Origin of the sequence: Streptomyces sp. NPDC015130, assembly GCF_043080005.1 — a bacterium.
Taxonomy (GTDB): Bacteria; Actinomycetota; Actinomycetes; order Streptomycetales; family Streptomycetaceae; genus Streptomyces.
In genome coordinates, this window is record NZ_JBIBVC010000020.1 from 109,892 (window position 1) to 133,711 (window position 23,820).

Annotated in this window: 19 protein-coding genes; 13 read left to right on the top strand and 6 right to left on the bottom strand. The window is 73.9% G+C overall.

The genetic code is table 11. The features are described from left to right. The first annotated feature begins 147 nt into the window (after positions 1-147). The 9 genes from ACF08F_RS32330 to ACF08F_RS32370 all read left to right on the top strand — a co-directional run bounded on the left by ACF08F_RS32330 (position 148) and on the right by ACF08F_RS32370 (position 16,118). The gene (locus ACF08F_RS32330) at positions 148-5,058 is read left to right on the top strand and encodes an RICIN domain-containing protein (RefSeq protein WP_392302128.1); all 4,911 of its coding nucleotides are present in this window, start codon (positions 148-150) and stop codon (positions 5,056-5,058) included. Positions 5,059-5,212: 154 nt separating this feature from the next. After that, a complete protein-coding gene (locus ACF08F_RS32335; RefSeq protein ID WP_392302075.1) occupies positions 5,213-6,535 on the top strand; it encodes a hypothetical protein in 1,323 nt (440 codons plus the stop codon). 73 nt (positions 6,536-6,608) lie between these two features. Next, a complete protein-coding gene (locus ACF08F_RS32340; RefSeq protein ID WP_392302076.1) occupies positions 6,609-7,238 on the top strand; it encodes a TetR family transcriptional regulator in 630 nt (209 codons plus the stop codon). 292 nt (positions 7,239-7,530) lie between these two features. After that, entirely contained in the window at positions 7,531-9,735 is a 2,205-nt protein-coding gene (locus ACF08F_RS32345; protein WP_392302077.1) for a molybdopterin-dependent oxidoreductase, read from the top strand. Positions 9,736-9,854: 119 nt separating this feature from the next. Beyond that, the gene (locus ACF08F_RS32350) at positions 9,855-11,288 is read left to right on the top strand and encodes a CitMHS family transporter (protein ID WP_392302078.1); all 1,434 of its coding nucleotides are present in this window, start codon (positions 9,855-9,857) and stop codon (positions 11,286-11,288) included. A gap of 325 nt (positions 11,289-11,613) precedes the next feature. After that, complete coding sequence (locus tag ACF08F_RS32355; protein ID WP_392302079.1) at positions 11,614-12,309, top strand: hypothetical protein; 696 nt, start codon at positions 11,614-11,616, stop codon at positions 12,307-12,309. Next, on the top strand, positions 12,296-13,072 hold the full coding sequence (locus ACF08F_RS32360; protein WP_392302080.1) for a class F sortase: 777 nt from the start codon (positions 12,296-12,298) through the stop codon (positions 13,070-13,072). Before ACF08F_RS32355 ends, ACF08F_RS32360 begins: the two co-directional genes overlap by 14 nt. Positions 13,073-13,618: 546 nt before the next feature. Then, complete coding sequence (locus ACF08F_RS32365) at positions 13,619-15,010, top strand: aldehyde dehydrogenase family protein (protein ID WP_392302081.1); 1,392 nt, start codon at positions 13,619-13,621, stop codon at positions 15,008-15,010. Positions 15,011-15,035: 25 nt separating this feature from the next. Continuing rightward, a complete protein-coding gene (locus ACF08F_RS32370) occupies positions 15,036-16,118 on the top strand; it encodes a Zn-dependent alcohol dehydrogenase (RefSeq protein WP_392302129.1) in 1,083 nt (360 codons plus the stop codon). Between the two features lie 249 nt (positions 16,119-16,367). On the opposite strand, the gene ACF08F_RS32375 is transcribed toward ACF08F_RS32370, so the two are convergent. The 3 genes from ACF08F_RS32375 to ACF08F_RS32385 all read right to left on the bottom strand — a co-directional run bounded on the left by ACF08F_RS32375 (position 16,368) and on the right by ACF08F_RS32385 (position 18,839). Next, the gene (locus tag ACF08F_RS32375) at positions 16,368-17,312 is read right to left on the bottom strand and encodes a DMT family transporter (RefSeq protein WP_392302082.1); all 945 of its coding nucleotides are present in this window, start codon (positions 17,310-17,312) and stop codon (positions 16,368-16,370) included. Positions 17,313-17,459: 147 nt separating this feature from the next. Further along, positions 17,460-18,155, bottom strand: a complete 696-nt coding sequence (locus tag ACF08F_RS32380; protein ID WP_392302083.1) for an ArsR/SmtB family transcription factor — start codon at positions 18,153-18,155, stop codon at positions 17,460-17,462. An 18-nt stretch (positions 18,156-18,173) separates the two neighbouring features. Further along, positions 18,174-18,839 carry a TetR/AcrR family transcriptional regulator gene (locus tag ACF08F_RS32385; RefSeq protein WP_392302084.1) on the bottom strand — a complete coding sequence of 222 codons (666 nt, stop codon included), beginning with the start codon at positions 18,837-18,839 and terminating at the stop codon, positions 18,174-18,176. A gap of 75 nt (positions 18,840-18,914) precedes the next feature. Here ACF08F_RS32385 and ACF08F_RS32390 point away from each other — a divergent pair, with 75 nt between their 5' ends. From ACF08F_RS32390 to ACF08F_RS32400, 3 genes are all read left to right on the top strand, one after another. Then, entirely contained in the window at positions 18,915-20,066 is a 1,152-nt protein-coding gene (locus ACF08F_RS32390; protein ID WP_392302085.1) for an acyl-CoA dehydrogenase family protein, read from the top strand. Between the two features lie 60 nt (positions 20,067-20,126). Next, on the top strand, positions 20,127-20,414 hold the full coding sequence (locus ACF08F_RS32395; protein WP_392302086.1) for a YiaA/YiaB family inner membrane protein: 288 nt from the start codon (positions 20,127-20,129) through the stop codon (positions 20,412-20,414). Positions 20,415-20,489: 75 nt separating this feature from the next. Then, positions 20,490-21,140, top strand: a complete 651-nt coding sequence (locus ACF08F_RS32400) for a TetR/AcrR family transcriptional regulator (RefSeq protein ID WP_392302087.1) — start codon at positions 20,490-20,492, stop codon at positions 21,138-21,140. A gap of 76 nt (positions 21,141-21,216) precedes the next feature. Here the strand turns inward: ACF08F_RS32400 and ACF08F_RS32405 are convergent, their stop codons facing one another. Continuing rightward, positions 21,217-21,678: a MaoC family dehydratase gene (locus tag ACF08F_RS32405; protein ID WP_392302088.1), complete on the bottom strand. Its 462-nt coding sequence runs from the start codon at positions 21,676-21,678 to the stop codon at positions 21,217-21,219. Between the two features lie 137 nt (positions 21,679-21,815). On the opposite strand from ACF08F_RS32405, the gene soxR reads away from it, so the two are divergent. Next, positions 21,816-22,289 (top strand): redox-sensitive transcriptional activator SoxR, encoded by a 474-nt coding sequence (gene soxR, locus ACF08F_RS32410; RefSeq protein WP_392302089.1) that lies wholly within the window; start codon positions 21,816-21,818, stop codon positions 22,287-22,289. 31 nt (positions 22,290-22,320) lie between these two features. On the opposite strand, the gene ACF08F_RS32415 is transcribed toward soxR, so the two are convergent. Then, positions 22,321-23,049, bottom strand: a complete 729-nt coding sequence (locus ACF08F_RS32415; protein WP_392302130.1) for a 3-keto-5-aminohexanoate cleavage protein — start codon at positions 23,047-23,049, stop codon at positions 22,321-22,323. A 95-nt stretch (positions 23,050-23,144) separates the two neighbouring features. After that, on the bottom strand, positions 23,145-23,762 hold the full coding sequence (locus ACF08F_RS32420) for a hypothetical protein (RefSeq protein ID WP_392302090.1): 618 nt from the start codon (positions 23,760-23,762) through the stop codon (positions 23,145-23,147). Positions 23,763-23,820: the final 58 nt, after the last annotated feature.

Here is a 23,820-nt window from a genome sequence, read left to right on the forward strand (position 1 = left end):
GCGACACCGGCTCGTCGTACCCGGATCACCGGGACGCCGATCCGTCGCGCCCGCCTGATCCGCGCGCAGAGTTCCGGACTCTCCTGAAGGACGTCCCTGCCGTCCTCGTTCCACACGAAGGATCCACTCTTGCGTTTCAGACCAGGAATGCTCATACCCGGATCACGGTTGTCCGCGATCCTCACTCCGCTCACCACCTCCGTCGTCGGGCTCGCCGTGCTCGGCGGCATGGCCGTCCAGCCCGGCTCCGTCGCCCCGCGCATGGCCACGGTCGGCAACGACTACGACTGGTACGACGACACCGCGGCCGAGCAACTGCGCCAGGACCAGTGCCTGATGGCCGAGGTCCTGCGCATGGGCGGACCCGCCATGGGGGCCGTCGCCAAGGGCGGGCTCGATCTGCCGCCCGAGGGCCTCCACACCGCGGCCGACCGCAAGTACTGGCAGGACACGCCGCTCGCCACAGCGTTCGAGAAGGACAAGGCCGCCGCCGACAAGGAGCTGGCGGACATCTACGCCCTCCGCGAGAGTTGGAAGAAGCCCGTGTACGGGCTGACCACTCCGGCGGGCATCAACGACGCCACCTTCCACTGGCCGCCCGGCATCAGCGAGGGCGAGGACTTCCACACCCAGACCGGCCTGACCAAGTGGATCGCCGACCGGTACTGGAAGGACGAGGGCGACTTCTACGTCGATCCCACGCCGAAGGCCGACGAGAAGACCCGCAAGGCCGTCACCGACCTCGGCACCCCTCTCTACGGCACCCCTCCCGACCCGCAGACCAGCACCGACTGGTACCGCGACGGAGCCGAGCACGAGGGCTTCAAGTGGCTGAAGGAAGCCACCTTCGAGCCCACCGGCGCCGACAACGCCCGGCTCTTCCTCGCCGCCGGAGGCTTCCCGCGCAAGGCCCCCACCCCGGGGACCGCGGAGTTCCGCATCGCCGTCGAGGACATGAAGACCCGCTACTCGACCTGCGCCTGGCGCGACGCGATCGACCCGAACAAGGTCCTCGGCCCCGTCGCCGAGACGGCCGCCGCCGAGTGGCAGCAGGAGATCACCGCCCAGGCCGCCCAACGGAACAAGGTCGTCAGCGCGAGCGTGAGCGCCACCAAGGCGCTCGCCACCGGCTCCCGGGCACTCGGCCAGATGCTCGGCCACTCGTGGGTCGCCGACCACCTCACCCGCTGGCAGGACTACTGGTCCGCGGGTGGCGTCGGCTGGATCGGTGACGCCGAGTCGACGATCGAGCTCAAGGCCGCACCGGGCAAGTGCCTGGAGTCCCAGGGCGGCGGAACCGCCAACGGCACCCCCGTCCAGGTCTACACCTGCAACGGCGGGGCCGGGCAGAAGTGGCGGATGGAGGGCGACGACCACGGCCTGCACCTGCGCAACGTCAAGTCCATGACCTGCCTCGACGTCGCGGGCGGCGGCACGGCCGTCGGCACGAAGATCCAGCTCTACACCTGCAACAGCTCCCCGGCGCAGACCTGGGCCTACACCCCCCGCGCCACCACCGCGCTGAAGGGCGTCGGCTCGGGCAAGTGCCTGAACTTCCCGACGTACGACCTCGGCAAGGACGCGCTCCTCGCCACCTGCAACAGCACCGGCCCGCAGCAGCTCACCGTCAAGCCCTCCGGCAACAAGGGCGAGGTGCAACCCAAGGCCCACTTCGACCAGGCCACGAAGGGCATCACGGACGCCCGGGCGGGCGCGAAGGCCCAGCTGCTCGTCATCAAGCAGCAGGCCGCGGCCGTGGCGGCGGCCGTGGCCGCCTCCGACGCCGCCGAGCAGGCCGCGTACGACATCGCCGACACCCAGGGCGTTCCGCGCGGCCGCGGCATGCTGGTGGGTCTGCAGAAGGCCCAGGTCACCAAGGGCATCTCCGCCGCGCTCAACGCGATGGTGAAGGCCGGCGAGACCGCCGAGGCCGCCACCAGGGCCGCCGCCGCGGACAGCGAGACCATCGCACAGCGCGCGCTCGCCCAGGCCTCCCTGTCGAAGGCCGAGTTCCGCAAGGAGGCGGCCCGCGCCGCCGAGCTCCAGGCCAAGGCCGCCGCGGACGGGGCCAAGCTCCAGCGCGACACGGCCAAGAAGGAGAAGGAGACCGCCGAGGCCAAGCTCGCCGTCGCCCTGAAGGCGGAGGCCGACGCGAAGGCCGCAGCGGCCGACGCCCACGCCCGCAGGCTGTCGGCGGAGGCGGAGGAGAAGACCGCCGAGAAGGAGAAGCTGACCGCCGTCGCCAAACAGGGCGAGGCGGCCCAGCACCGTAAGAACGCCGAGGCGGAGGCGGTGAAGGCGCGGGACGCCAAGACCCTCGCCGAGTCCGCCGAGGGCACCGCGGTCGAGAAGAAGAACGCCGCGGTGAAGGCCAAGGACAAGGCCCGCGAGCTGCGGGACGACGCCTGGGCCGCCGAGCAGCGGGCCGACGCCGCCCGCGCCAAGGCCGACGCCAAGGAGGCCTACGCCCAGGCGCACAAGGCCGACGAGCACGCCCAGGCGTCCCGCGAGGCCGCCGACACCGCGGACACCCACGCCGACGCCGCCGAGGCGGCGGCGGGCCGGGCCCGCGGCGAGGCCGACGCCGCGACGGATGCCGCCGCCGAGGCGGACGCCGCCGCCACCCGTGCCGAGGCCGCCGCGAGCCGGGCCCGCGCCGACGCGGACGCGGCCCAGGCCGCCAAGCTCCGGTCCGAGGCCGCCGTGGCCACCGCGACCAGCGCCGTGGCCGACGCCCTGGAGGCCTCGAAGCGTGCCGCCGACGCGGCGAAGACCGCGCTGCAGCTCGCCGACGAGGCGGAGGCCAAGGCCAAGGAGGCCAAGACCCACGCGGACGAGGCGAACAAGGAGGCCGGCAAGGCCCTGGCAGCAGCCGCCGAGGCCGCCGGCTTCGCCCACGTCACGGCCCAGGCCGCGGTCGACGCGGGGAACTCCGCCGCGCAGGTCGCCCAGCCCGCCAACGACGCGATCCAGCTCGGTTCCCCGTACGTCACGACCGACGCGGCCGCCGGCCTCGTCGTCTTGACCGGCCAGGCGACGAAGACCATCGCCGAGCAGCAGAAGGCCGTCGCCGACGCCCACGCCGCGAACGCGAAGGACGAGGCCGCCGCCGCCAAGGCCATCGCGGACGCGGCCACCGGCGAGGCCAAGCAGGCCTACGTGCACGCCGCCGACGCCGCCGCCCACGCGGCCGACGCGCGCACCTACGCCAAGGAGGCCCTCGGCTACGCGGCCGACGCCGCCCGGGCCGCGGCCAAGGCGGCCGAGTCCCTGACCCGTACGGTCGAGTGGGACCGCCAGGCCGGCGTGGACGCCGAGGCCGCCGACAAGGCGGCCGGACGCGCCGAGGGGCACGCCAAGTCCGCCCGCGAGTCCGCCGACCAGGCCGCACTGGACGCCGAGGGCGCCCGCGCCGCCGCGACCGCGGCGGAGCAGGCGGCCACGGACGCCCGAGCGGCGGCCCAGCGGGCCGATGCCGCCGCGACCCAGGCCGAGGAAGCGGCCAAGGACGCGCTGCGGTACGCCAAGGAGGCACAGCAGGCGGCCGACTCCGCCGCCCGGAAGCAGGCCAACCAGCAGATCGCGGACGGCGCGGGCACGGGTGGGGTCGGCGGCACGTTCTTCGTCGTCGACGAGAGCACCCTCACTGTGACCGACTCCAAGCAGCAGGCCCCCTGCGTCCTGGAGCCCGGCTGGATCGGCTGCACCGTCACCTTCGACGTGACGTTCGACGTCGAGGTCGACTTCTTCATGTGCACCAACCCGAACGTGCCGGCCACGGCCGCGGGTTGCCCCTCCGAGGACACCCTGCCGCTCAACCGGCAGGCGTTCAAGGGACTGAAGAAGGAGGTCACCCGCTACTTCAGCAAGTGGGACCTCATCCAGGAGACGATCGTCTACAAGGTCCTCAAGGCCGCCCTGCTGCAGGACTTCATCGACTGCTGGAAGCGCAGTGCCAGCGGCTGTGCCTGGGCCGCGAGCAACTTCATCCCCGGCAAGGCGTTCACCAAGGTCGGCGAGGCGATCACCGCCCTCCACGCCGCGCTGAACACCGGCATCGGTGTCCGGGACGCGTTCAACACGCTCAAGGCGCTCGACGGGCTGGACCCGGCGACCCTCGCGCGGCTCGAGAACACGGTCAACCTCTACGAGGACCTGCTGACGTCCTGCAAGCTCAACAGCTTCCCGGGAACCACCCGGGTGCTGATGGCGGACGGCAGCCACAAGCCGATCGCCGACGTGCGCGTCGGCGACCGCGTCCTCGCGGCGGACCCGGACAGCGGTGAGCGACGCTCCCAGACGGTCTCCGCGACCTACGCGCACGACACCGACCGGCTCGTCGACATCACCTTCGCCGACGGTTCCGTCCTGACGAGCACCGCCGGACACCGGGTGTACGTCGAGGGACGCGACTGGAGGCTCGTCTCCGAGCTGCGCACGGGCGACGCCCTGCGCGCGCCCGACGGCTCCCTGCTCGCCGTCACCGGGCTGCGGGACCGCACGGGCCTCGCTCCGCGCGAGGTCCACGACCTGACGGTCGAGGGCCTGCACACGTTCTACGTGCGCGCCGAGGGGCAGCGGGCGAAGGACCTCCTGGTCCACAACTGCGCGAAGCTCACGGACGAGCTGGACTTCCCCAACAGTGGGGCGCACACGCTCAGCCGCCACGTCGACCCGACGCCCGCGGAGGCCAAGGCCCTCGCGATCCAGAACCGGGAGAAGGGCCTGGCGCCGGTCAGCAGCGTCTGGACCAGCCAGGACGTCGCGCAGGACGCGGTCGACGCCGTCATCCAGTACTACTTCTTCCCGCGAGGCCAAAGGCGGGACGCCAGCTTCACGGCCTTCGACAACTTCCTGCACAAGCGGGGTCAGTGGCGGAACAAGGACGAGTTCCCCATCTTCGGCAGGTACGACGGACACTCGGGCCCGCTCGGGAAGGTGTACGACGACCAGGGCGGTTGGACCGAGGCCAGCAACCAGGTCAAGGTGGTGCTGAAGAGGTTCCCGAAGCAGGACGGCCACGAGGGGTTCATCGTCTTCACGGCGCATCCGCTCTGACGGGTCCCCTCGGCGCTGGCAGGCCGAGGGCCGAGGCCGGTGACCTGATCACGGGAACCACCGGCCGAGCATGACGACGGGCCCGCTCCGGTCACGGAGCGGGCCCGTACGGCGTGGAACGCCGAGGCGAGAGGAAACGAGAGGAAGGCTGGGCATGGCAGGACAACGCGAGGCGTACGGAGCCTTCTACGAGGGGGACTTCGGCCTCAGCGCGCTCGCCGCGCGCCTCCACGCCTCCTCCGGGCCCGTCGACCCCCCGACGGCGCTCGGCCTCGCCGCGGACGTGGCCGGGCTCGGCGCGGGGGAGGGTGCCGTCGAACTCGGGAGGGACGTACGGCTCCTGCTGGACTCCGCCGTCCCCGACGAGGCGCTGCGCACGGTGTGGCGGGCGGCCACGGGCGGGCGCTTCGACCCGGCCGAGCACGGCACGGACGTCCGCGGCTGGCTGCGCCTCCTCGCGGAGCGGTACCCGGCGCGCGTACGGGAGGCGGCGCCCCGGCACTGGTCCCTCCTGCCACCGCCCGTGATCGACGAGGCGGAGCTGCGTGCGGACGTCGCCGCCGAGATCCGGGCCTCGGCCGCCGAGGGGGGCGCCTTCACGGACCCGCCGTTCGCCGGCCTTCCGGGCGCGCTGGAGACGATCGCCGTCGAAGCCGACGCGGACCTCGCCCTCCGGCTGTACCTCCGGGTCCTCAAGACCCGGCGCGTCACCGTCGGCAAGCCGCAGTTCGACCGGCTGGCGGCGCTCGACGAGCGCCTCGCCTACCCCGGTCCGCTCCTGTACGAGGACCTCGCCGTGCGGTGGCCGCCCGTGGACCCCGCCCGCCGGGACGCCGAGGGCGACTTCGGCCTCACCGAGCTCGCCTCCCGCTTCGCCGGGCCGTGGCACGAGTACGTGCCGCGCCAGGTCCTGGAGCGGGCCGTCGCCGCCGACGAGGCCGGACAGACCCCGGGCTCCGCCGCGGCCGCACTCCTCCAGGACGCCCTCCGGCTCCTGGAGTCCCCGGTGCCCTCCGGCACGATCGCCACGGTGTGGGGCGCCGCGTCGGAACAGGGGTACGACATCGAGCGGGCGGGGCTCGACGGGAGGACGTGGCTCCGGGCGGTCGCCGCGGCCTGCCGAGACCACCTCGCCCTGGTCGCCCCCGGCTACGAGCCCCGTACGGTCCCGGTCAGGGCCGAACTCGCCGAAGCCGTCCTGGACGCACTGCGGGAGTCGGAGCCCGGGCTCGCGGGCCGGACCGTGAGCCCGCACGCACACCCGCTGCACGGTCCGGTCGTGGCCGAGGCCGTCGCCCGGGTCGTCACCGAGGCCGACCCGGACCTGGGCTTCCGGCTGCTCGTCCGCCTCCTCGCGGTCCTCGCCGTGCCGCTCACCGAGGAGCGGTACGCCCGCCTCCGCGCCCTCGCCGAGCGCTTCGGCCACAGCACCTGGCACGTCTCCGAAGCCCTGGAGCTCCTCGTACGGCAGGAATGAGCGCACCGTCCGGGACGCCCGGGACCCGGTCCGGGCCGCCCGGGCCGGTCCCTCCCGTCCGATGGGCGGCATCATGGACCCCGTGCCCCAGACCCATGCCCACACCCCGTCCACGCTCCGCCGCACGCCCGTGCAGCAGCGGAGCGCCGAGCGGCTCGCCCGGATCCTCGACACCTGCGCCGAACTCCTCGACGAGACCGGCTACGAGCAGCTCAGCACCCGTGCCGTCGCCGCCCGCGCGGGCGTCCCCATCGGCTCCGTCTACCGCTTCTTCGACAACAAGCGGGCCATGGTCTCCGCGCTCGCCCACCGCAATCTCGACCGGTACGCCGAGCGGATCGCCGCCCACCTCGACGCCATCGACGACCCGGACCCGCACGCCGCCATCGACGGCGTCCTCGACGCGTTCATCGCCATGAAGCGGACCGTCCCCGGCTTCGCGCTCGTGGACTTCGGGGTGCCCTCCGCCGAGGAGACCGGCGAGGACCCCAACGCCGTCGTCGCGGAGCGGATCTGCGACCTGCTCGCCACCCACCTCGGGCGCCCCGCCGACGAATCGCTGCGCCGCAAGGTCCGTGTCGGTGTCGAGACCGCCGACACCCTGGTCCGGCTCGCCTTCCGCACCGACCCCGAGGGCGATCCCGCCGTCATCGACGAGACCCGGCAACTCCTGCACGCCTATCTCGCGCCGTCCCTGTCGTAACACCCCGCCGCAGCCGCCTCCCGTCGCGGCCCCGCTGCCCCGACCTCCCGTCGCGGCGCCCCCTGCCCCGACCTCCCGTCGCGGCCCTTCCTGTCGCGAAATCCCCGCCGCGGCCGCCTTCCCGTCAGGCATTCCTCCTGCCGCAACAGCTCCCCGCAGCGGCCGCCTTCCCGCCAGGGCTCCCTCCTGCCGCAACAGCTCCCCGCCGCGACCTTCCCGGCATGCCTACCGGTCGGTATGCTCGCGGGCGGGTCGACGCCCGGCCCCGACCGCCGGCCTCCCGGGAGACGCCATGTCCACCGCCCCGCGCATCTGCCCCCTCTGCGAAGCGACCTGCGGACTGACCCTGACGCTCGACGGAACCCGGATCACCGGCGCCCGCGGCGACCGGGACGACGTCTTCAGCCAGGGGTTCATCTGCCCCAAGGGCGCCGCCTTCCCGGAGGTCGACGCTGATCCGGACCGGCTGCGCGGACCCCTGGTGCGCAGGGACGGTGTGCTCCAGGAGGCCACCTGGGAGGAGGCGTTCGACACGATCGCCGCCCGGATGCGGCCGCTCGTCGAGGAGTACGGGCCGGACTCCGTGGGTATCGTCCTGGGCAACCCCAACGTGCACACCGTCGCCGGCGCCCTCTACCCACCCCTCCTCATCGGCGCCCTGCGCACGCGGAACCTCTTCACCGCGTCGACGCTCGACCAGATGCCCAAGCACGTCTCCAGCGGCCTGCTGTTCGGCGACCCCTTCGCCGTGCCCGTCCCCGACCTGGACCGCACCCACCACCTGCTGATCCTCGGCGCCAACCCGCTGGACTCCAACGGAAGCCTGTGCACCGCCCCCGACTTCCCCGGCCGGCTCAAGGCGCTCCGGCGGCGCGGCGGCACCCTCACCGTCGTCGACCCCCGCCGCACCCGCACCGCACGTCTCGCCGACCGACACGTCGCCGTCCGCCCCGGCACCGACGCGCTCCTCCTCGCCGCCCTCGTCCACACCCTCTTCGAGGAGGACCTCACCGACCTCGGCCCGCTCGCCGCGCACGTCGAGGGCGTCGAGGAGGTACGGGCCGCGGTCGCGGAGTTCAGACCCGAGGCCGTCGCCGCCGCCTGCGACGTGGACGCCGCCACCCTCCGCACCCTCGCCCGCGAACTGGCCGCCGCCCCCTCGGCCGCCGTCTACGGACGGATGGGCAGCTCCACCGTCGAGTACGGCACCCTCGGCAACTGGCTCGTCGACGTCCTCAACGTCCTCACCGGCAACCTCGACCGGCCCGGCGGCGCGCTCTTCCCGCTCTCCGCCACCGCACCCGCCCCCCGCCCGGCGGGCCCTGGCAGGGGCTTCGCCCTCGGCCGGCGCCACAGCCGGGTCTCGCACCACCCCGAGGTCAAGGGGGAGTTGCCGCTGGTCGCGCTCGCCGAGGAGATCGAGACCCCCGGCGACGGGCGCATCCGGGCGGTGATCACCATCGCCGCCAACCCCGTCCTCTCCGCCCCCGACGGGAACCGCCTCGACGCGGCCCTCGGCTCCCTCGACCTCATGGTCGCGGTCGACCCGTACCTCAACGAGACGACCCGTCACGCCGACGTCCTCCTGCCCCCGCCGCCGCCCTCCCGGAGCGCCCACTTCGACTTCGCCTTCAACGGCTTCGCCGTCCGCGACCAGGCCCGCTACACCCCGGCGGCCGTCCCGCTCGAAGCGGGCAGCATGGACGAGTGCGAGATCCACGCCCGGCTGATCCTCGCCGTCTCCGGCATGCACGGCGCCCCGCCCTCCGCCGTCGACGAGCTCGCCGTCGAGACCACCCTCGCCAAGGCCGTCACCCAGGAACACTCACCCGCCTACGGCGCGGACCCCAAGGAGTTCGCGGGCCGGCTCACCGGGACCACCGGACCCGAGCGGCGGCTCGACCTCATGCTCCGCCTCGGCCCGTACGGACTCACCCTCGACGAGCTCCGGGCGCACCCGCACGGCATCGACCTCGGCCCGCTCAAGCCGCGCCTCGGCCAGGTCCTCAGGACCCGCAGCGGCCGGATCGAACTCCTTCCCGCGCCCCTCGCCGCCGACCTGCCCCGGCTGCGCGCCGCGCTGCACGTTGTACCGGCCCCGGGCACCCTCCAGCTCGTCGGCCGCAGGCACCTGCGCTCGAACAACAGCTGGCTGCACAACACCCCCGCCCTGGGCGGCGGCTCCAACCGCTGCACCCTCCAGGTGCACCCCGAGGACGCGGCCCGGCTGCGGCTCGCCGACGGCGCCCTCGCCAGGGTCACCGGCGAGGGCGGCGCCCTCGACGTGCCCGTGGAGGTCACCGACGGGGTGCGCCCCGGTGTCGTGAGCCTCCCGCACGGCTGGGGCCACGACCGGCCCGGCACCCGGCTCGGGGTGGCCGCCGCCCGCCCCGGCGTCAACGTCAACCAGCTCCTCGACGGCTCCCGGATCGATCCCCTCTCCGGCACCGCCGTCCTCAACGGCTTCCCCGTCGATGTGGCACCCACCCCGTCGTGACCTGGGGTTTTGCTCGTATTGCTCACGCGTCAACGTCTTGTTAACGGCAGAAGAGGACACCTACGGTCATCCGGACCGCCGCTCGGCGGCAGTTCAAGGGTGAACGTGAGGTGTCCTCCATGCTGACCGTCCTCGGCTTCGCCATGATCGCGACCTTCCTGGTCCTGATCATGATGAAGAAGATGTCGCCGATCGCGGCGCTCGTGCTGATCCCCGCGCTCTTCTGCGTCGCGGTGGGGCAGGGGGCCCAGCTCGGCGACTACGTCATCGAGGGGGTCGGCAAGCTGGCGCCGACCGCCGCGATGCTGATGTTCGCGATCGTCTACTTCGGCGTCATGATCGACGTCGGCCTCTTCGACCCGATCGTCCGGGGCATCCTGCGCTTCTGCAAGGCCGATCCGGTGCGCGTCGTCGTGGGCACGGCGGTGCTCGCCGCCATCGTCTCCCTGGACGGCGACGGCTCCACCACCTTCATGATCACCGTCTCGGCGATGTATCCGCTCTACAAGCGGCTCGGCATGAGCCTGGTCGTCTTGACCGGAGTCGCCGCCACCGCGAACGGCGTCATGAACACCCTGCCCTGGGGCGGCCCCACGGCCCGCGCCGCGACCGCCCTGAAGCTGGACGCCGCCGACATCTTCGTACCGATGATCCCCGCGCTCGGGGTGGGCCTGCTCTTCGTCTTCGCCCTCGCCTACGTCCTCGGGCGCCGCGAGCGCAAGCGCATCGGCTACCTCACGCTCGACGAGGCCCTGGCGCCGGAGACCGAGACCGTGCTGGTCGCGGCGGGCGGCGCCGGTACGGACTCGCCGAAGAAGGCGGCCGGCGGCTCCGCCGAGAGCACGGACGGCGTGGGTACGGGTACGGGCGCCGCCGGCGGCGAGGACGCCGGTGCGGCGGGCGACGAGGGCTTCCAGGGACTGGACCCGAACCGCCCGACCCTCCGCCCCGGGCTGTACTGGTTCAACGCCGGCCTCACGATCGTGCTGCTCACCGCGATGATCCTCGAACTGCTGCCGATCCCGGTCCTGTTCCTCCTCGGCGCCGCGCTCGCGCTCACCGTGAACTACCCGAACATGGCCGAGCAGAAGGCCCGGATCGCCGCCCACGCGGAGAACGTCCTCAACGTCTCGGGCATGGTCTTCGCCGCCGCCGTCTTCACGGGCGTCCTCACCGGTACGGGCATGGTCAAGCACATGGCCGACTGGCTCGTCGGCGCCATCCCCGAGGGCATGGGCCCGCACATGGCCGTGGTCACCGGCGTGCTGAGCCTCCCGCTCACCTACTTCATGTCGAACGACGGCTTCTACTTCGGCGTGCTGCCGGTCCTCGCGGAGGCCGGGGCGGCCCACGGCGTGTCGCCCCTGGAGATCGCCCGGGCGTCGCTGGTCGGCCAGGCGCTGCACATGTCCAGCCCGCTGGTCCCCGCCGTGTACGTCCTCGTCGGCATGGCGAAGGTGGAGTTCGGCGACCACACCCGGTTCACGGTGAAGTGGGCGGCGCTGACCTCGCTGGTCGTGCTGGCGGCGGGGATCCTCTTCGGGATCATCTGAGCCGGGTGGGCCGGGCCGAGCCGATGTGAGCCGAGCCGGGCCGCGCCGATGTGAGCCGGGCCGAGCCGATGTGAGCCGGGCCGAGCCGATGTGAGCCGAGCCGGGCCGATGTGAGCCGAGCCGGGCCGAGCCGATGTGAGCCGAGTCGAGCCACCCCGGCCTCGGCCCGGCCTCGGTCCCGTGGGGTGACGGGGAGTGGGCCGGACGGGTGGAGACGGAGATCGGTGCGGTCGAGTCGACACCCTCTGTGTCCCCTTCGTGACAGATAGTCGGATTATCGCACTACTCGTCCACTGTGCTCACCCCCGACTGGAGGACCTCCCCCATGACGACTCCCCCCACCCGCACTCTGCTCCGCGCGGCGCTCGCCACCCTGGCACTCGGCGGTGTGACCCTCGCCGGCGCCCCGGCGGCCTTCGCGGCGCCCGGCGACAACGGTGACGTCAAGGTCCACCGACAGAACACCCCCGACACCAGCGAGGTCAACGAGCCCCAGGTCGGATGCACCTTCCGCTTCGCGGCCTTCAACTTCGACGGACTGCAGAGCATTCAGTGGGACATCTATGAGCAGCCCGGCCAGCCAGGCAACCAGGACCCGTCGCTGAAGAACGGCAGCATCGCGGTCGACAGCAACGGGAACGGACACACGGACGACATCACCGGCCTGTCGTCCGGCATGTACAAGGTCGAATGGACGTGGGTGGGTCAGAACGGCGCGGCGAAGTCGAAGGTCTTCCGGGTCAACTGCCCCATCATCACCAACCCGACGCCGACGCCGACGTCCACCAACGGTAACGGGGGCCCCGGCGGCGGCCCCGGCGGGAACGGCGACAACGGCGGCAACGGCCACCACAAGCCCCCGCACGGCCCGGTCGGCGCGGGCGGCGGCGGCGCCGCACCGATCGCCGCCGAGGACTCCTCGGCCTTCGGTATCGGGGCGGCCGTCGCGGCGGGCCTCGCCGGCACGGCCGGGCTGGTCCTGATCCGTCGCTCGCGCCGCCGCGACAATGGCGCCGCGTAGGTCCCGCCCCACGCGCCGACCCCGCCTCACCCGCCGGCAACGGCGACTCGTCCGGCTCACCAGGACCGTCACGGTGACGTGCGTCCTGGTGGCCGGGGGCGCCTGGTGGGCCGGGGACGGGGAACCGGCCGACCCGCCGCTCGCCGCGAGCCCGGCCGCACCCGGCCCGGCCGCGGCGGGAGCGGCCGCGGCCGGAGCGGCGGCGGGCGCCCCGGCCGCCCTCGACCACAAGGCGAAGCCCAGGGCGCTCCCCAAGACCACGCCCCCGCCCCGGCCGGCGCCGCCCCCGGCGCCGCTGGCCCGCTCGCGCCCCACGGCGCTCGCCGTCCCGGCCATCACCATCGAGGCCCCGGTCATCGACCTCGGGATCGACAGGGCCGGACGGCTCGACACCCCACCCGTCGACAACCCCCGGGTCGTCGGCTGGTACGCGAAGGGCGTCACCCCGGGCGAGAAGGGCACCGCCGTCGTCGTCGGCCACCGCGACACCCGCAGCGGGCCCGCGGTCTTCCTCAACCTCGACTCGCTCAGCCCGGGCAACACCGTCCGGGTCGCCCGCGCCGACGGCAAGGTGGCCGTCTTCACGGTCGACCGCGTCAAGACGTACGCCAAGGCCGACTTCCCCGACAAGGAGGTGTACGGGCCCACGGGACGGCCCGAACTCCGGCTGCTCACCTGCGGCGGAGCGTTCGACAAGGGCACGGGCTACGAGGCGAACATCGTCGTCTTCGCCCACCTCACCGACATCGCCCGGACGATCTGACACCGAGCCGAAAGACCTGAGCGACGGACCCCAGCCGCGTCCGTCGCTCCGTTCTTTCCCGTATGCCCGCCGCCCGTCCGCCCGCCGCCATGCCGCCCATACACCCGCGGCCCGTACACCCGCGGCCCGTACGCCTGCCGCCCGTACACCTGCGGCCCGTAGACCCACCGCCCGTACGTACTCGTCCGCAGCCGTACGCACCCGGCCGCCGCCGTCCCCGCTCGGTCGCACTCCCGCCACCCGGCGGCCTCCCGTCACCCCGCGGGCGCCCGCCGGGTGCGGTCGTTTCTCCGCGGGGGCGGCCGTGGCCTCCGCCTCCGGCCTCGTCGGCCCGCGGGCCTTCGGGGCCCCGCCGCAAGGAGGCTTCCGCCGTGACGGGAGACGTACGGCTGTGCGGGAGGCCGTGGACAGGGCCCGCGCGGGGGCGGCACGATCGGCGGGGAACTGAGACCGGAGGCACTCCGATCGACCCTGGCGCCGGAAAACTAACAGCGCTAGTTTGGGTGCGGCCGGAAGCGCCCGGCCGGCGACCTGAGGAGAGAGCGGATGAAGGCCCACGACGCGATGTACATCGGCGGGGAGTGGCGCCCCGCCTCCTCGACGGAGACCTTCCCGGTGGTCGACCCGGCGGACGAGCAGGTCATCGCCCACGTCCCGGCGGGCACCGCCGAGGACGTCGACGCCGCCGTCCGCGCCGCCCGCGCCGCGCTTTCCGGCTGGGCCGCCACCCCGCCCGCCGAACGCGCCGCCCGCATCGCCGCCCTGCGCGACGCGCTCGCCGCCCGCGCGGAGGAGATCGCCGCCACCGTCACCGCCGAGCTCGGCGCCCCGCCGCAGCTCGCCGCCGCCGTCCACGCGGGCCTGCCGATCGCGGTCGCCGGCTCGTACGCCGAGCTGGCCGCCACGCACTCCTTCGAGGAGAAGGTCGGCAACTCCACCGTCTACGCCGAGCCGGTCGGCGTCGTCGCCGCGATCACCCCCTGGAACTACCCGCTCCACCAGATCGTCGCCAAGGTCGCCCCCGCGCTCGCCGCGGGCTGCACGACCGTCCTCAAGCCCGCCGAGGACACCCCGCTCACCGCCCAGCTGTTCGCCGAGGCCGCGCACGAGGCGGGCCTGCCCGCCGGCGTCTTCAACCTGGTCACCGGCCTCGGCCCGGTCGCCGGACAGGCCCTCGCCGAACACCCGGACGTGGACCTCGTCTCCTTCACCGGCTCCACCGCCGTCGGCCGCCGCATCGGCGCCCTCGCGGGCGGCGCCGTCAAGCGGGTCGCCCTCGAACTGGGCGGCAAGTCCGCCAACGTGATCCTCCCGAGCGCCGACCTCCCCAAGGCCGTCGCCGTCGGCATCGCCAACGTCATGTCCAACTCCGGCCAGACGTGCAGTGCCTGGACCCGGATGCTCGTCCCCGCCGAGCGGTACGAGGAGGCGGTGGCGCTCGCCGCCGAGGCCGTCGCCAAGTACGTCCCCGGCGAGCGCGTCGGCCCGCTCGTCAGCGCCAGGCAGCGGGACCGCGTCCGCGGCTACATCGAGAAGGGCGTCGAGGAGGGCGCCCGGCTCGTCGCCGGCGGCCCCGAGGCCCCGCGCGAGACCGGCTACTACGTCTCCCCGACCGTCTTCGCCGACGTCACCCCCGACATGACCATCGCCCAGGAGGAGATCTTCGGCCCGGTCGTCTCGATCATCCGGTACGAGGACGAGGCCGACGCCCTGGCCATCGCCAACGGCACCGAGTACGGCCTCGCGGGAGCCGTCTGGGGCGAGCCCGAGGCGGCCGTCGCCTTCGCGCGCCGCATGGAGACCGGCCAGGTCGACATCAACGGCGGCCGGTTCAACCCGCTGGCCCCCTTCGGCGGATGGAAGCAGTCCGGCGTCGGCCGCGAGCTCGGCGCACACGGCCTCGCCGAGTACCTCCAGACCAAGTCCCTCCAGTTCTGAGTCACGAGGAGCACCGCACGTGAGTCTGATCCGCGCCGCCGTCCTGCCCGCCGTCGGCTCCCCCCTGGAGATCACCGGCATCGAACTGCCCGAGCCCGGCCCCGGCCAGGTCCGGGTCCGGCTCGCCGCCGCCGGGGTCTGCCACTCGGACCTGTCCCTCTCCAACGGCACCATGCGCGTGCCGGTCCCCGCCGTCCTCGGCCACGAGGGCGCCGGCACCGTCGTCTCCGTCGGCGAGGGCGTCACGCACGTCGCCCCCGGTGACGGCGTCGTCCTCAACTGGGCGCCGTCCTGCGGTCACTGCCACCCCTGTTCGCTCGGCGAGGTCTGGCTCTGCGCCAACGCCCTCACCGGCTCCGCGAACGTCCACGCCCGCACCGAGGACGGCACCGAGCTCCACCCCGGACTCAACGTCGCCGCCTTCGCCGAGGAGACGGTCGTCGCCGCGAACTGCGTCCTGCCCGCCCCCGAGGGCGTACCGCTCACCGACGCGGCCCTGCTCGGCTGCGCCGTCCTCACCGGCTGGGGCGCCGTCCACCACTCCGCCCGGGTCCGGGCGGGCGAGACGGTCGCGGTGTTCGGCGTCGGCGGCGTCGGCCTCGCCACCCTCCAGGCCGCCCGGATCGCGGGCGCGTCCACGATCGTCGCGGTCGACGTCTCCCCGGAGAAGGAGGCCCTGGCGCGGGCGGCGGGCGCCACCGAGTACGTCGTCGCCTCCGGGACGACGGCGAAGGACATCCGGAAGCTGACGGGCGGCCACGGCGTCGACGTGGCCGTCGAGTGCGTCGGCCGCGCCGTCACCATCCGCACCGCCTGGGACTCCACGCGCCGCGGCGGCCGCACCACGGTCGTCGGCATCGGCGGCAAGGACCAGCAGGTCACCTTCCACGCCCTGGAGCTCTTCCACTGGGGCCGCACCCTGGCCGGCTGTGTCTACGGCGACTCGAACCCGGCCGTCGACCTGCCGGTCCTCGCCGAGCACATCAGGGCCGGCCGGTTCGACCTGGGCGCCCTCGTCACCGAGCGGATCACGCTGGAGGGCATCCCGGCGGCCTTCGACAACATGCTCGCGGGCAAGGGGGGCCGGGCCCTCGTGGTCTTCCCCTGACCCGAGCCCTCCGGCACAGGCCGGGCCCCCGTCGAACGAGGGCGCACCGAGCGGCCCGGCACCAAACGGTCCAGCACCGAGCGGCCCGGCACCAAACGGTCCAGCACCGAACCGCCCCGCGCCGCGCGTCACGCGCGGCGCGGGGCCGTGTCCGTCACTCGGTGGCGGCCCGCAGCAGCCTTCGCCCGCCACCTGCTGCGCTCCGGGTAAGAGGACTGATGGTGCGACGGGCCGCGGCGCCGCGTGCCGTCAGGAGGATCCGGCCGTTCCGGGAGCGGCGGCGGCCGCCCGCGGGCGTGAACGGGACACGGCCACGCCCGCCAGGCAGAGCGCGCCCCCGGCGAGCGTGAGCGGACCCGGCAGCTCGCCGAGGAAGAGCCAGGCGAGGAGGACGACGAGGGCGGGCACGGCGTACGTCGTCGCGCCCATCCGGCCGGCGGTCGTACGGGCCAGGGCGTACGCCCAGGTCGTGAACGCGAGTGCGGTCGGGAACACCCCCAGGTAGAGCATGTTCAGGGTCGCCGACAGCGGGGCGCGGCCCGCCTCCTCGACCAGCTGCCCGGCGAACGGCAGGCAGGCCACCGCGCCCACCAGGCAGCCGAAGGTCGTCACCTGGAGGGCGCTGCCGTGCGCGAGCGCCGGCTTCTGGGCGACGACCCCGCCCGCGTACGCCGCCGCCGCGACCAGGCAGAGCACCACCCCGAGCACCGAGGCGTGCGCGCCGGACGACCCGCCGGAGCCCTCGGACCCGCCGGAGCCGGCGGACATGGAGAGGCCCACGGCCACCGCGCCCGCGAAGGAGACCAGCAGGCCCGCGACCAGCCGGGGCGGCAGCGACTCCTTCAGGAACCTCGCGCCGAGCAGCGCGATCAGGATCGGCCCGACGTTCACCACCATCGCCGCCGTCCCCGCGTCGACCTCCTGCTCGCCCCAGTTGAGGACGACCATGTAGACGCCGAACCAGAGCAGCCCCGAGACCAGGATGCCCCGCCAGGCCGCCCGGGGAGGCAGCCCCTCGCGCCGGACCAGGAGGACGCAGCCGAGGACCAGGGCCCCGGCGAGCAGCCGCCCGAGGGCGAGGGCGCCGGGGGAGTAGGCCTCCCCGGCGCTGCGGATGGAGACGAAGGCCGAGGCCCACAGGACGACGGTGACACCGGCGGCGCCGAGAGCGAGGCGCGAGGTTCGCTTCTGCATGACCCGACCGTAGGGCGCGGACGGTTCGGCGCTCGCCGCAATATCGGCGGCCGACCGACCGGCGGCCCGGTGACCGGCGGCCGACCGACCGGCGCCCCGCTGGCCGCCGACCCGGTGACCGGGGACTGCCGACCGCCGCCGGTCCGCTCAGCGCAGCGAGTCCGCTTCGATGCCCAGCGTCCCGTACAGCGCGCCCTCACCCTCCGTCGTGACCTTCACGGCCCGTTCGGTCCCGATCCGCACGCACCACCCGCTGTCCAGCGCGTGGCGGCAGAGCGCGGCGCCCGCGATCCCCGCGAGGTGCGGTCTGCGCTCGGTCCGGTCGAGGCAGCCGCGCGCGACGGGCCGCCGCCCCGCCCGTACGAGGGGGACGCCCAGCTCCTCGAACCACGCCACGCCGCGGTCCGTGAGGGCGAACCCGGTGTCCTGGCGCAGCAGTCCGCGCACCGTCATCGCCTCGGTGATCGTGGTCCCGAGCCGCCCGGCGAGGTGGTCGTAGCAGGTGCGCCCCCGGGTCATCGCCCGGCCGACGCTCGCGGCGCGCAGCGAGCGGGGCGGGGTGGCCGGGCCCGGCTCCGAGCGGGCGGCCAGGTCCTCGACGAGGTGCGCGATCCCCGGGTCGGCCAGCCGCACGTACCGGTGCCTGCCCTGCCGCTCCTCCGAGAGGACCCCGCCCGCGACGAGCTTTCCCAGGTGCTCGCTGGCGGTGGACGGCGCCAGGCCCGCATGGCGCGCGAGCTCCCCGGCGGTCCAGGCCCGCCCGTCGAGCAGGGCGAGCAGGAACGTGGCGCGGCTCTCGTCCGCGAAGAGCGCCGCGAGCGCGGCGAGATCACTGGCTGCCATGCCCCCAGGGTCCCGCACTCACCGTTCGGCGGGCGCCGAACCGTCGGCCGTCGAGCTCTCGTACTGGATCAGCAGTCCGTCGAGCAGCGCCCGCAGGCCCGTGTCGAAGGCCCGCTCGTCGACCTTCTGGCGGTGCTCGGCGAGGAGGTGGGCCTGGCCGAGATGGGGGTAGTCCGCCGGGTCGTAGGCGTTCTCGTCGTCGACGAAGCCGCGGGCGAAGGAGCCGAGGGCGGAGCCGGTGACGAAGTACCGCATCAGCGCGCCGATGGAGGTGGCCTGGGCGGGCGGCCAGCCCGCCCGGACCATCGCCCCGAAGACCGCGTCGGCGACCCGCAGGCCCGCCGGACGGCGGCCGGGGCCCTGGGCGAGGACGGGGACGATGTGCGGGTGGTCGGCGAGGGCCGCGCGGTAGGAGACCGCCCAGTCGTGCAGGGCCGTGCGCCAGTCGCGGCCGTCGGCCTCCGCGAACATCGACAGGTCGATCTTCGCGCTCACCGCGTCCGCGACGGCGTCGAGGATCTCGTCCTTGGTGCGGAAGTGGTTGTAGAGCGAGGGGCCGCTCACCCCGAGTTCGGCCGCGAGCCGCCGGGTGGAGAGCGCGGCGAGCCCCTCCGCGTCCACGAGCGCACCCGCCGTCTCCACGATGCGGTCTCGGCTGAGCAGGGGCTTGCGCGGTCGGGCCATGGCGCACATAGTAGGCCTGCACAGAAAAACTAGCAGTGGTAATTAAATGGTCGGCGAGACGGGTGGGGTGGCACGGTGGATCTGGCGCTGAGTGAGGAGCAGGAAGCCGTGCGGCGGCTCGCCGAGGACTTCGTCGCCCGCGAGGTCACCCCGCACGCCACCGCGTGGGACCGCGCCGAGGAGGTGGACCGGGCGATCGTGAAGAAGCTCGGCGCCGTCGGCTTCCTCGGGCTCACGATCCCGGAGGAGTACGGGGGTTCGGGCGGCGACCACCTCGCGTACTGCCTCGTCACCGAGGAGCTCGGCCGGGGCGACTCCTCCGTCCGCGGCATCGTCTCGGTCTCCCTCGGTCTGGTCGCCAAGACGCTCGCCGCCTGGGGCACCGAGGAGCAGAAGCGGACCTGGCTGCCCCGGCTCGCCTCCGGCGAGGCCCTCGGCTGCTTCGGCCTCACCGAGCCCGGCACCGGCTCCGACGCCGGGAACCTGACCACCCGCGCGGTGCGCGACGGCGACGACTACGTCGTGAGCGGCACCAAGATGTTCATCACCAACGGCACCTGGGCCGACCTGGTCCTGCTCTTCGCCCGGACCGGAGACGCCCCGGGTCACCGCGGCGTCTCCGCCTTCCTCGTCCCGGCGGACACCCCCGGCCTCACCCGCCGCGCGGTCCACGGCAAGCTCGGTCTGCGCGGCCAGGCCACGGCCGAACTGGTCCTGGAGGACGTCCGCGTCCCGGCCGCCGCCATGCTCGGCCCCGAGGGCAAGGGCTTCACCGTCGCCATGTCCGCCCTCGCCAAGGGCCGCATGTCCGTCGCCGCGGGCTGTGTCGGCATCGCCCAGGCCGCGCTCGACGCCGCCGTGCGCCACGCGGGGGAACGCGAGCAGTTCGGGAAGCCCATCGCCTCGTACCAGCTCGTGCAGGAGCTGATCAGCGACATCGCCGTCGACGTGGACGCCGCCCGGCTCCTCACCTGGCGGGTCGCCGACCTGATCGACCGCGGCCAGGACTTCGCCACCGCCGCCTCCAAGGCCAAGCTGTACGCCTCCGAGGCCGCCGTCCGCGCCGCGAACAACGCCCTCCAGGTCTTCGGCGGTTACGGCTACATCGACGAGTACCCCGTCGGCAAGCTGGTCCGGGACGCGCGCGTCATGACCCTGTACGAGGGCACCAGCCAGATCCAGAAGCTCATCATCGGACGAGCGCTGACAGGGATCTCGGCCTTCTGAGTACGTCGCTGAGTACCTGGACGGATGTGGCGCCGGCCACATCCGTCCGATGCTGTTCTCATGAGCGACACACCGGTCAAGCAGCAGAACACCGCCGCCTACTACATGCAGGCCGTCATCTCCTTCGGGGTCGCCGGCGCGGCCGTGGCCATCGGCGTCTACCAGCTGGAGGCCAGCGCCTGGGTGCGTGCCTTCCTCGCCGTCTCGGTCCTGTACCTCGTCACCTCGGCCTTCACCCTCGCCAAGGTCATCCGCGACCGCCAGGAGGCCGGGCAGATCCACAGCCGGGTCGACCAGGCCCGACTCGAGAAGATCCTCGCCGAGCACGACCCCTTCCAGAAGCTCTGACCCTCCGATCTCTAAGCGCTTGCTCACCCTCGTTGTATGGTGTTCGTCCTGACGGGGTCCGAGAAGGAGTGTGGGATGAGCGCGGCGGAGGAGACGCCCGGGGGCGAGGACATGCCCTGGGGCGAGGTCACGCCCGAGGCGGCCCGGCGGCTGCTGGTGGCCGCCGTCGAGGCGTTCGCCGAGCGCGGCTACCACGCCACCACCACCCGGGACATCGCCGGCCGCGCCGGCATGAGCCCGGCCGCGCTCTACATCCACTACAAGACCAAGGAAGAGCTGCTCCACCGGATCAGCCGCATCGGTCACGACAAGGCCCTGGAGATCCTCCGGGCCGCCGCCGACCGCGAGGGCACGGCCGCCGAGCGCCTCGCCGACGCCGTGCACTCCTTCGTCCGCTGGCACGCCGAGCGCCACACCACCGCGCGCGTCGTCCAGTACGAGCTCGACGCCCTGGGCCCCGAGCACCGCGCCGAGATCGTGGAACTGCGCAAGCAGTCCGACGGGGCGGTGCGCCGGATCATCGACGAGGGTGTCGCGGCGGGCGAGTTCGTGGTGCCGGACGTGCCCGGCACCACGGTCGCGGTGCTCTCCCTCTGCATCGACGTCTCGCGCTGGTTCAACACGCAGGGCCGCCGGTCGCCCGACGAGGTCGGCGCGCTCTACGCCGACCTCGTGCTGAGGATGGTCGGCGTCCAGAAGCAGGGCCCAGGAACAGGGGCCCAGTAGAAGGGGCCCTGGAACAGGGGCTCGGTAGAAGGGGCCCTGGAACAGGGTCTCAGTGGCAGGGGCCCGCGAACAGGGCTCAGAAGTAGTAGCGGGAGACCGACTCGGCGAAGCACGCCGGCTTGTCGGAGCCCTCGCGCTCCACGGTCACCGCCGCCGTCACCTGCACGCCGCCGCCCGCCTCCTCGACCTTCGTCAGGACCGCCGTGGCGCGCAGCCGTGAGCCGACGGGCACGGGGGAGGGGAACCGCACCTTCTCCGTACCGTAGTTGAGGCCCATCTTCATGCCCTCGACCCGCAGCACCTGCGGGACGAACAGCGGCAGCAGCGACAGCGTCAGGTAGCCGTGCGCGATCGTCGCGCCGAAGGGGCCGTCGGCGGCGCGCTCCGGGTCGACGTGGATCCACTGGTGGTCACCCGTGGCCTCGGCGAAGAGGTCGATGCGCTTCTGGTCGATCTCCAGCCAGTCGCTGTACCCCAGCTGCTCGCCGACCCCCGCGCGCAGCTCCTCGGCGGAGGTGAAGATCCTCGGCTCGGCCATGTTCCTCGTCCCTTCTCGTACGGCACGCCGACGGTACGCCGGCGACATACCGCTCGGTATCTAAGCGCTTGCTCAGCATGTGGGGTACGAGGGCCGCTGTCAACGGCCCTCCCTGACGCACCAGTAGGGTTCGTGGAGTGCCGCAGATTCCAGAGAAGATCCACGAGCTCACCGTCGGCCAGCTCTCCGCCCGTAGCGGTGCCGCCGTCTCCGCCCTGCACTTCTACGAGGCGAAGGGGCTCATCAGCAGCCGTCGCACGGCGGGCAACCAGCGCCGCTACGGCCGTGACGCCCTGCGCCGGGTCGCCTTCGTCCGCGCCGCGCAGCGCGTCGGCATCCCGCTCGCCACGATCCGCGACGCGCTCGCCCGGCTCCCCGAGGAGCGCACGCCCACGAACGAGGACTGGGCACTGCTCTCGGCGGCCTGGCGCACGGAGCTCGACGAGCGCATCAAGCAACTGGGCCGTCTGCGCGACCACCTGACGGACTGCATCGGCTGCGGCTGCCTGTCCCTGGAGACCTGTGTCCTCTCCAACCCCGACGACGTCTTCGGCGAGCGGATGTCCGGCTCCCGCCTGATGCCGGTCCGCCGGACCTCCGCGGAGGACTGACGGGCGCTGAGGTACGGGGGGCCCACGGGCGTCACGAGGGGTACGCGAGGGCCGCCGCGACCAGCTCGGCGCTGGAGCGGGCCCGGGTGCCGTCCGGCAGGAGCAGGGTGTCGGCGAGGCCCGTCCGGGCGCCGAGCCCGAGCCGGCGGGCGAGGCGCAGCACCGGCCAGGCGCCGCCGTCCACACCGTGCAGCAGGACCGGCACCCCGTCCGGGACGTCGAGGCTCCCGAGCAGCGCCCGGGCCGAGCCGCCCGCCGTCACCGGGTCCGGGTCCGCGACCTCCGCGCGGACCCGCAGCACACGGGACGCCAGCGGCGAGCGCGCGAACCGCGCCGGACCGTCCGTGCCCGACCGCAGCCCGGCCTCGACACCGATCCCGAGCTCCAGGAGCGCCGCCGCGACCTCCTCCGCGCCCGGCTCGTGCCAGTCGACCGCGGCGTGGTCCGGAAGGCCCGGCCCGCCCAGGAGGGCGGCCCAGGACCGCACCCGTTCCACCCGGTGCCCGGGGCCGGACTCGGCGGGCGTGCCGGCCGGCACCCCCACCGGTACGGCGACGGCGGCCCTGACCGCCGCCAGGACCGGGCCGATCACCCGCGGCGAGAGCGACTCGCCGCCGCAGGGCGTGCGCGGATGGACGCGCACCTCCCGCGCACCGGCCGCGACCGCGAGGGCCGCGGCCCCGGCGATCGACCCCGGCGACATCGGCACCGCCGCGGAGTCCCCGGGCCCTCGCGCCCCGTTGAGACACACCTGGAGCACCGCAGGCACGGGCGGCGCCGACGGGGCCACCACCGCAGGCACCGACGGCACCGGTGCCGCCGCCGGGACCGCGGCCGCGCCGGACGTCTCGTGTCTCACGCCGCCGGCGCCAGCGGCCGGCGCGCGTCCCCCCGGGCGCGGGCCAGCGCGCCCGACGTGAGCACCGCGCGCGGGACGCCCACACCGCAGTCCCCGCACACCGGGCCGAGCCACGGCTCGTACGCCTCCCCCGCCCCCGACCGCCACTCGATGCGGGGCCCCGCGCACACCGGACACCGCTCGCCCGGGCCGTCCTCCAGGGCGGTGATCAGCCGGCGCAGCACCTCCGGCAGCGGGTCCGACGGGTGCACGGCCGGATCGCCGCACCGCACCACCCCGTTGCCACCCCAGACGCGCCGGTGCCAGTCGTCGACCGCGCCGAGCCCGCGCAGGCCGTCGTGCTTCTCGCGCCTGCGCCGCGCGGCGAACTGCTCCTCGTACGCGAGCCACACCGCCCGCGCCTCCTCCAGCTCGTCGAGGGCGGCCACCAGCCGCCCCGGATCGAGCTCCCGGTCCTCGGGACCGAACCTGTGCCGTCGGCACAGATGGTCCCAGGTCGCCCTGTGTCCGTACGGCGCGAACCGCTCCAGGCACTTGCGCAGCGAGTACCTGCGCAGCGCCGTGTCGCACCCGGGATCACGCACCTGTCTCGCGAGACTCCGGAATCCGGCCATCTCTCGCCACCTCCGTCGCTGGTCCTACCGCGGTATCAGAGGGACGAACGAGTGGCCC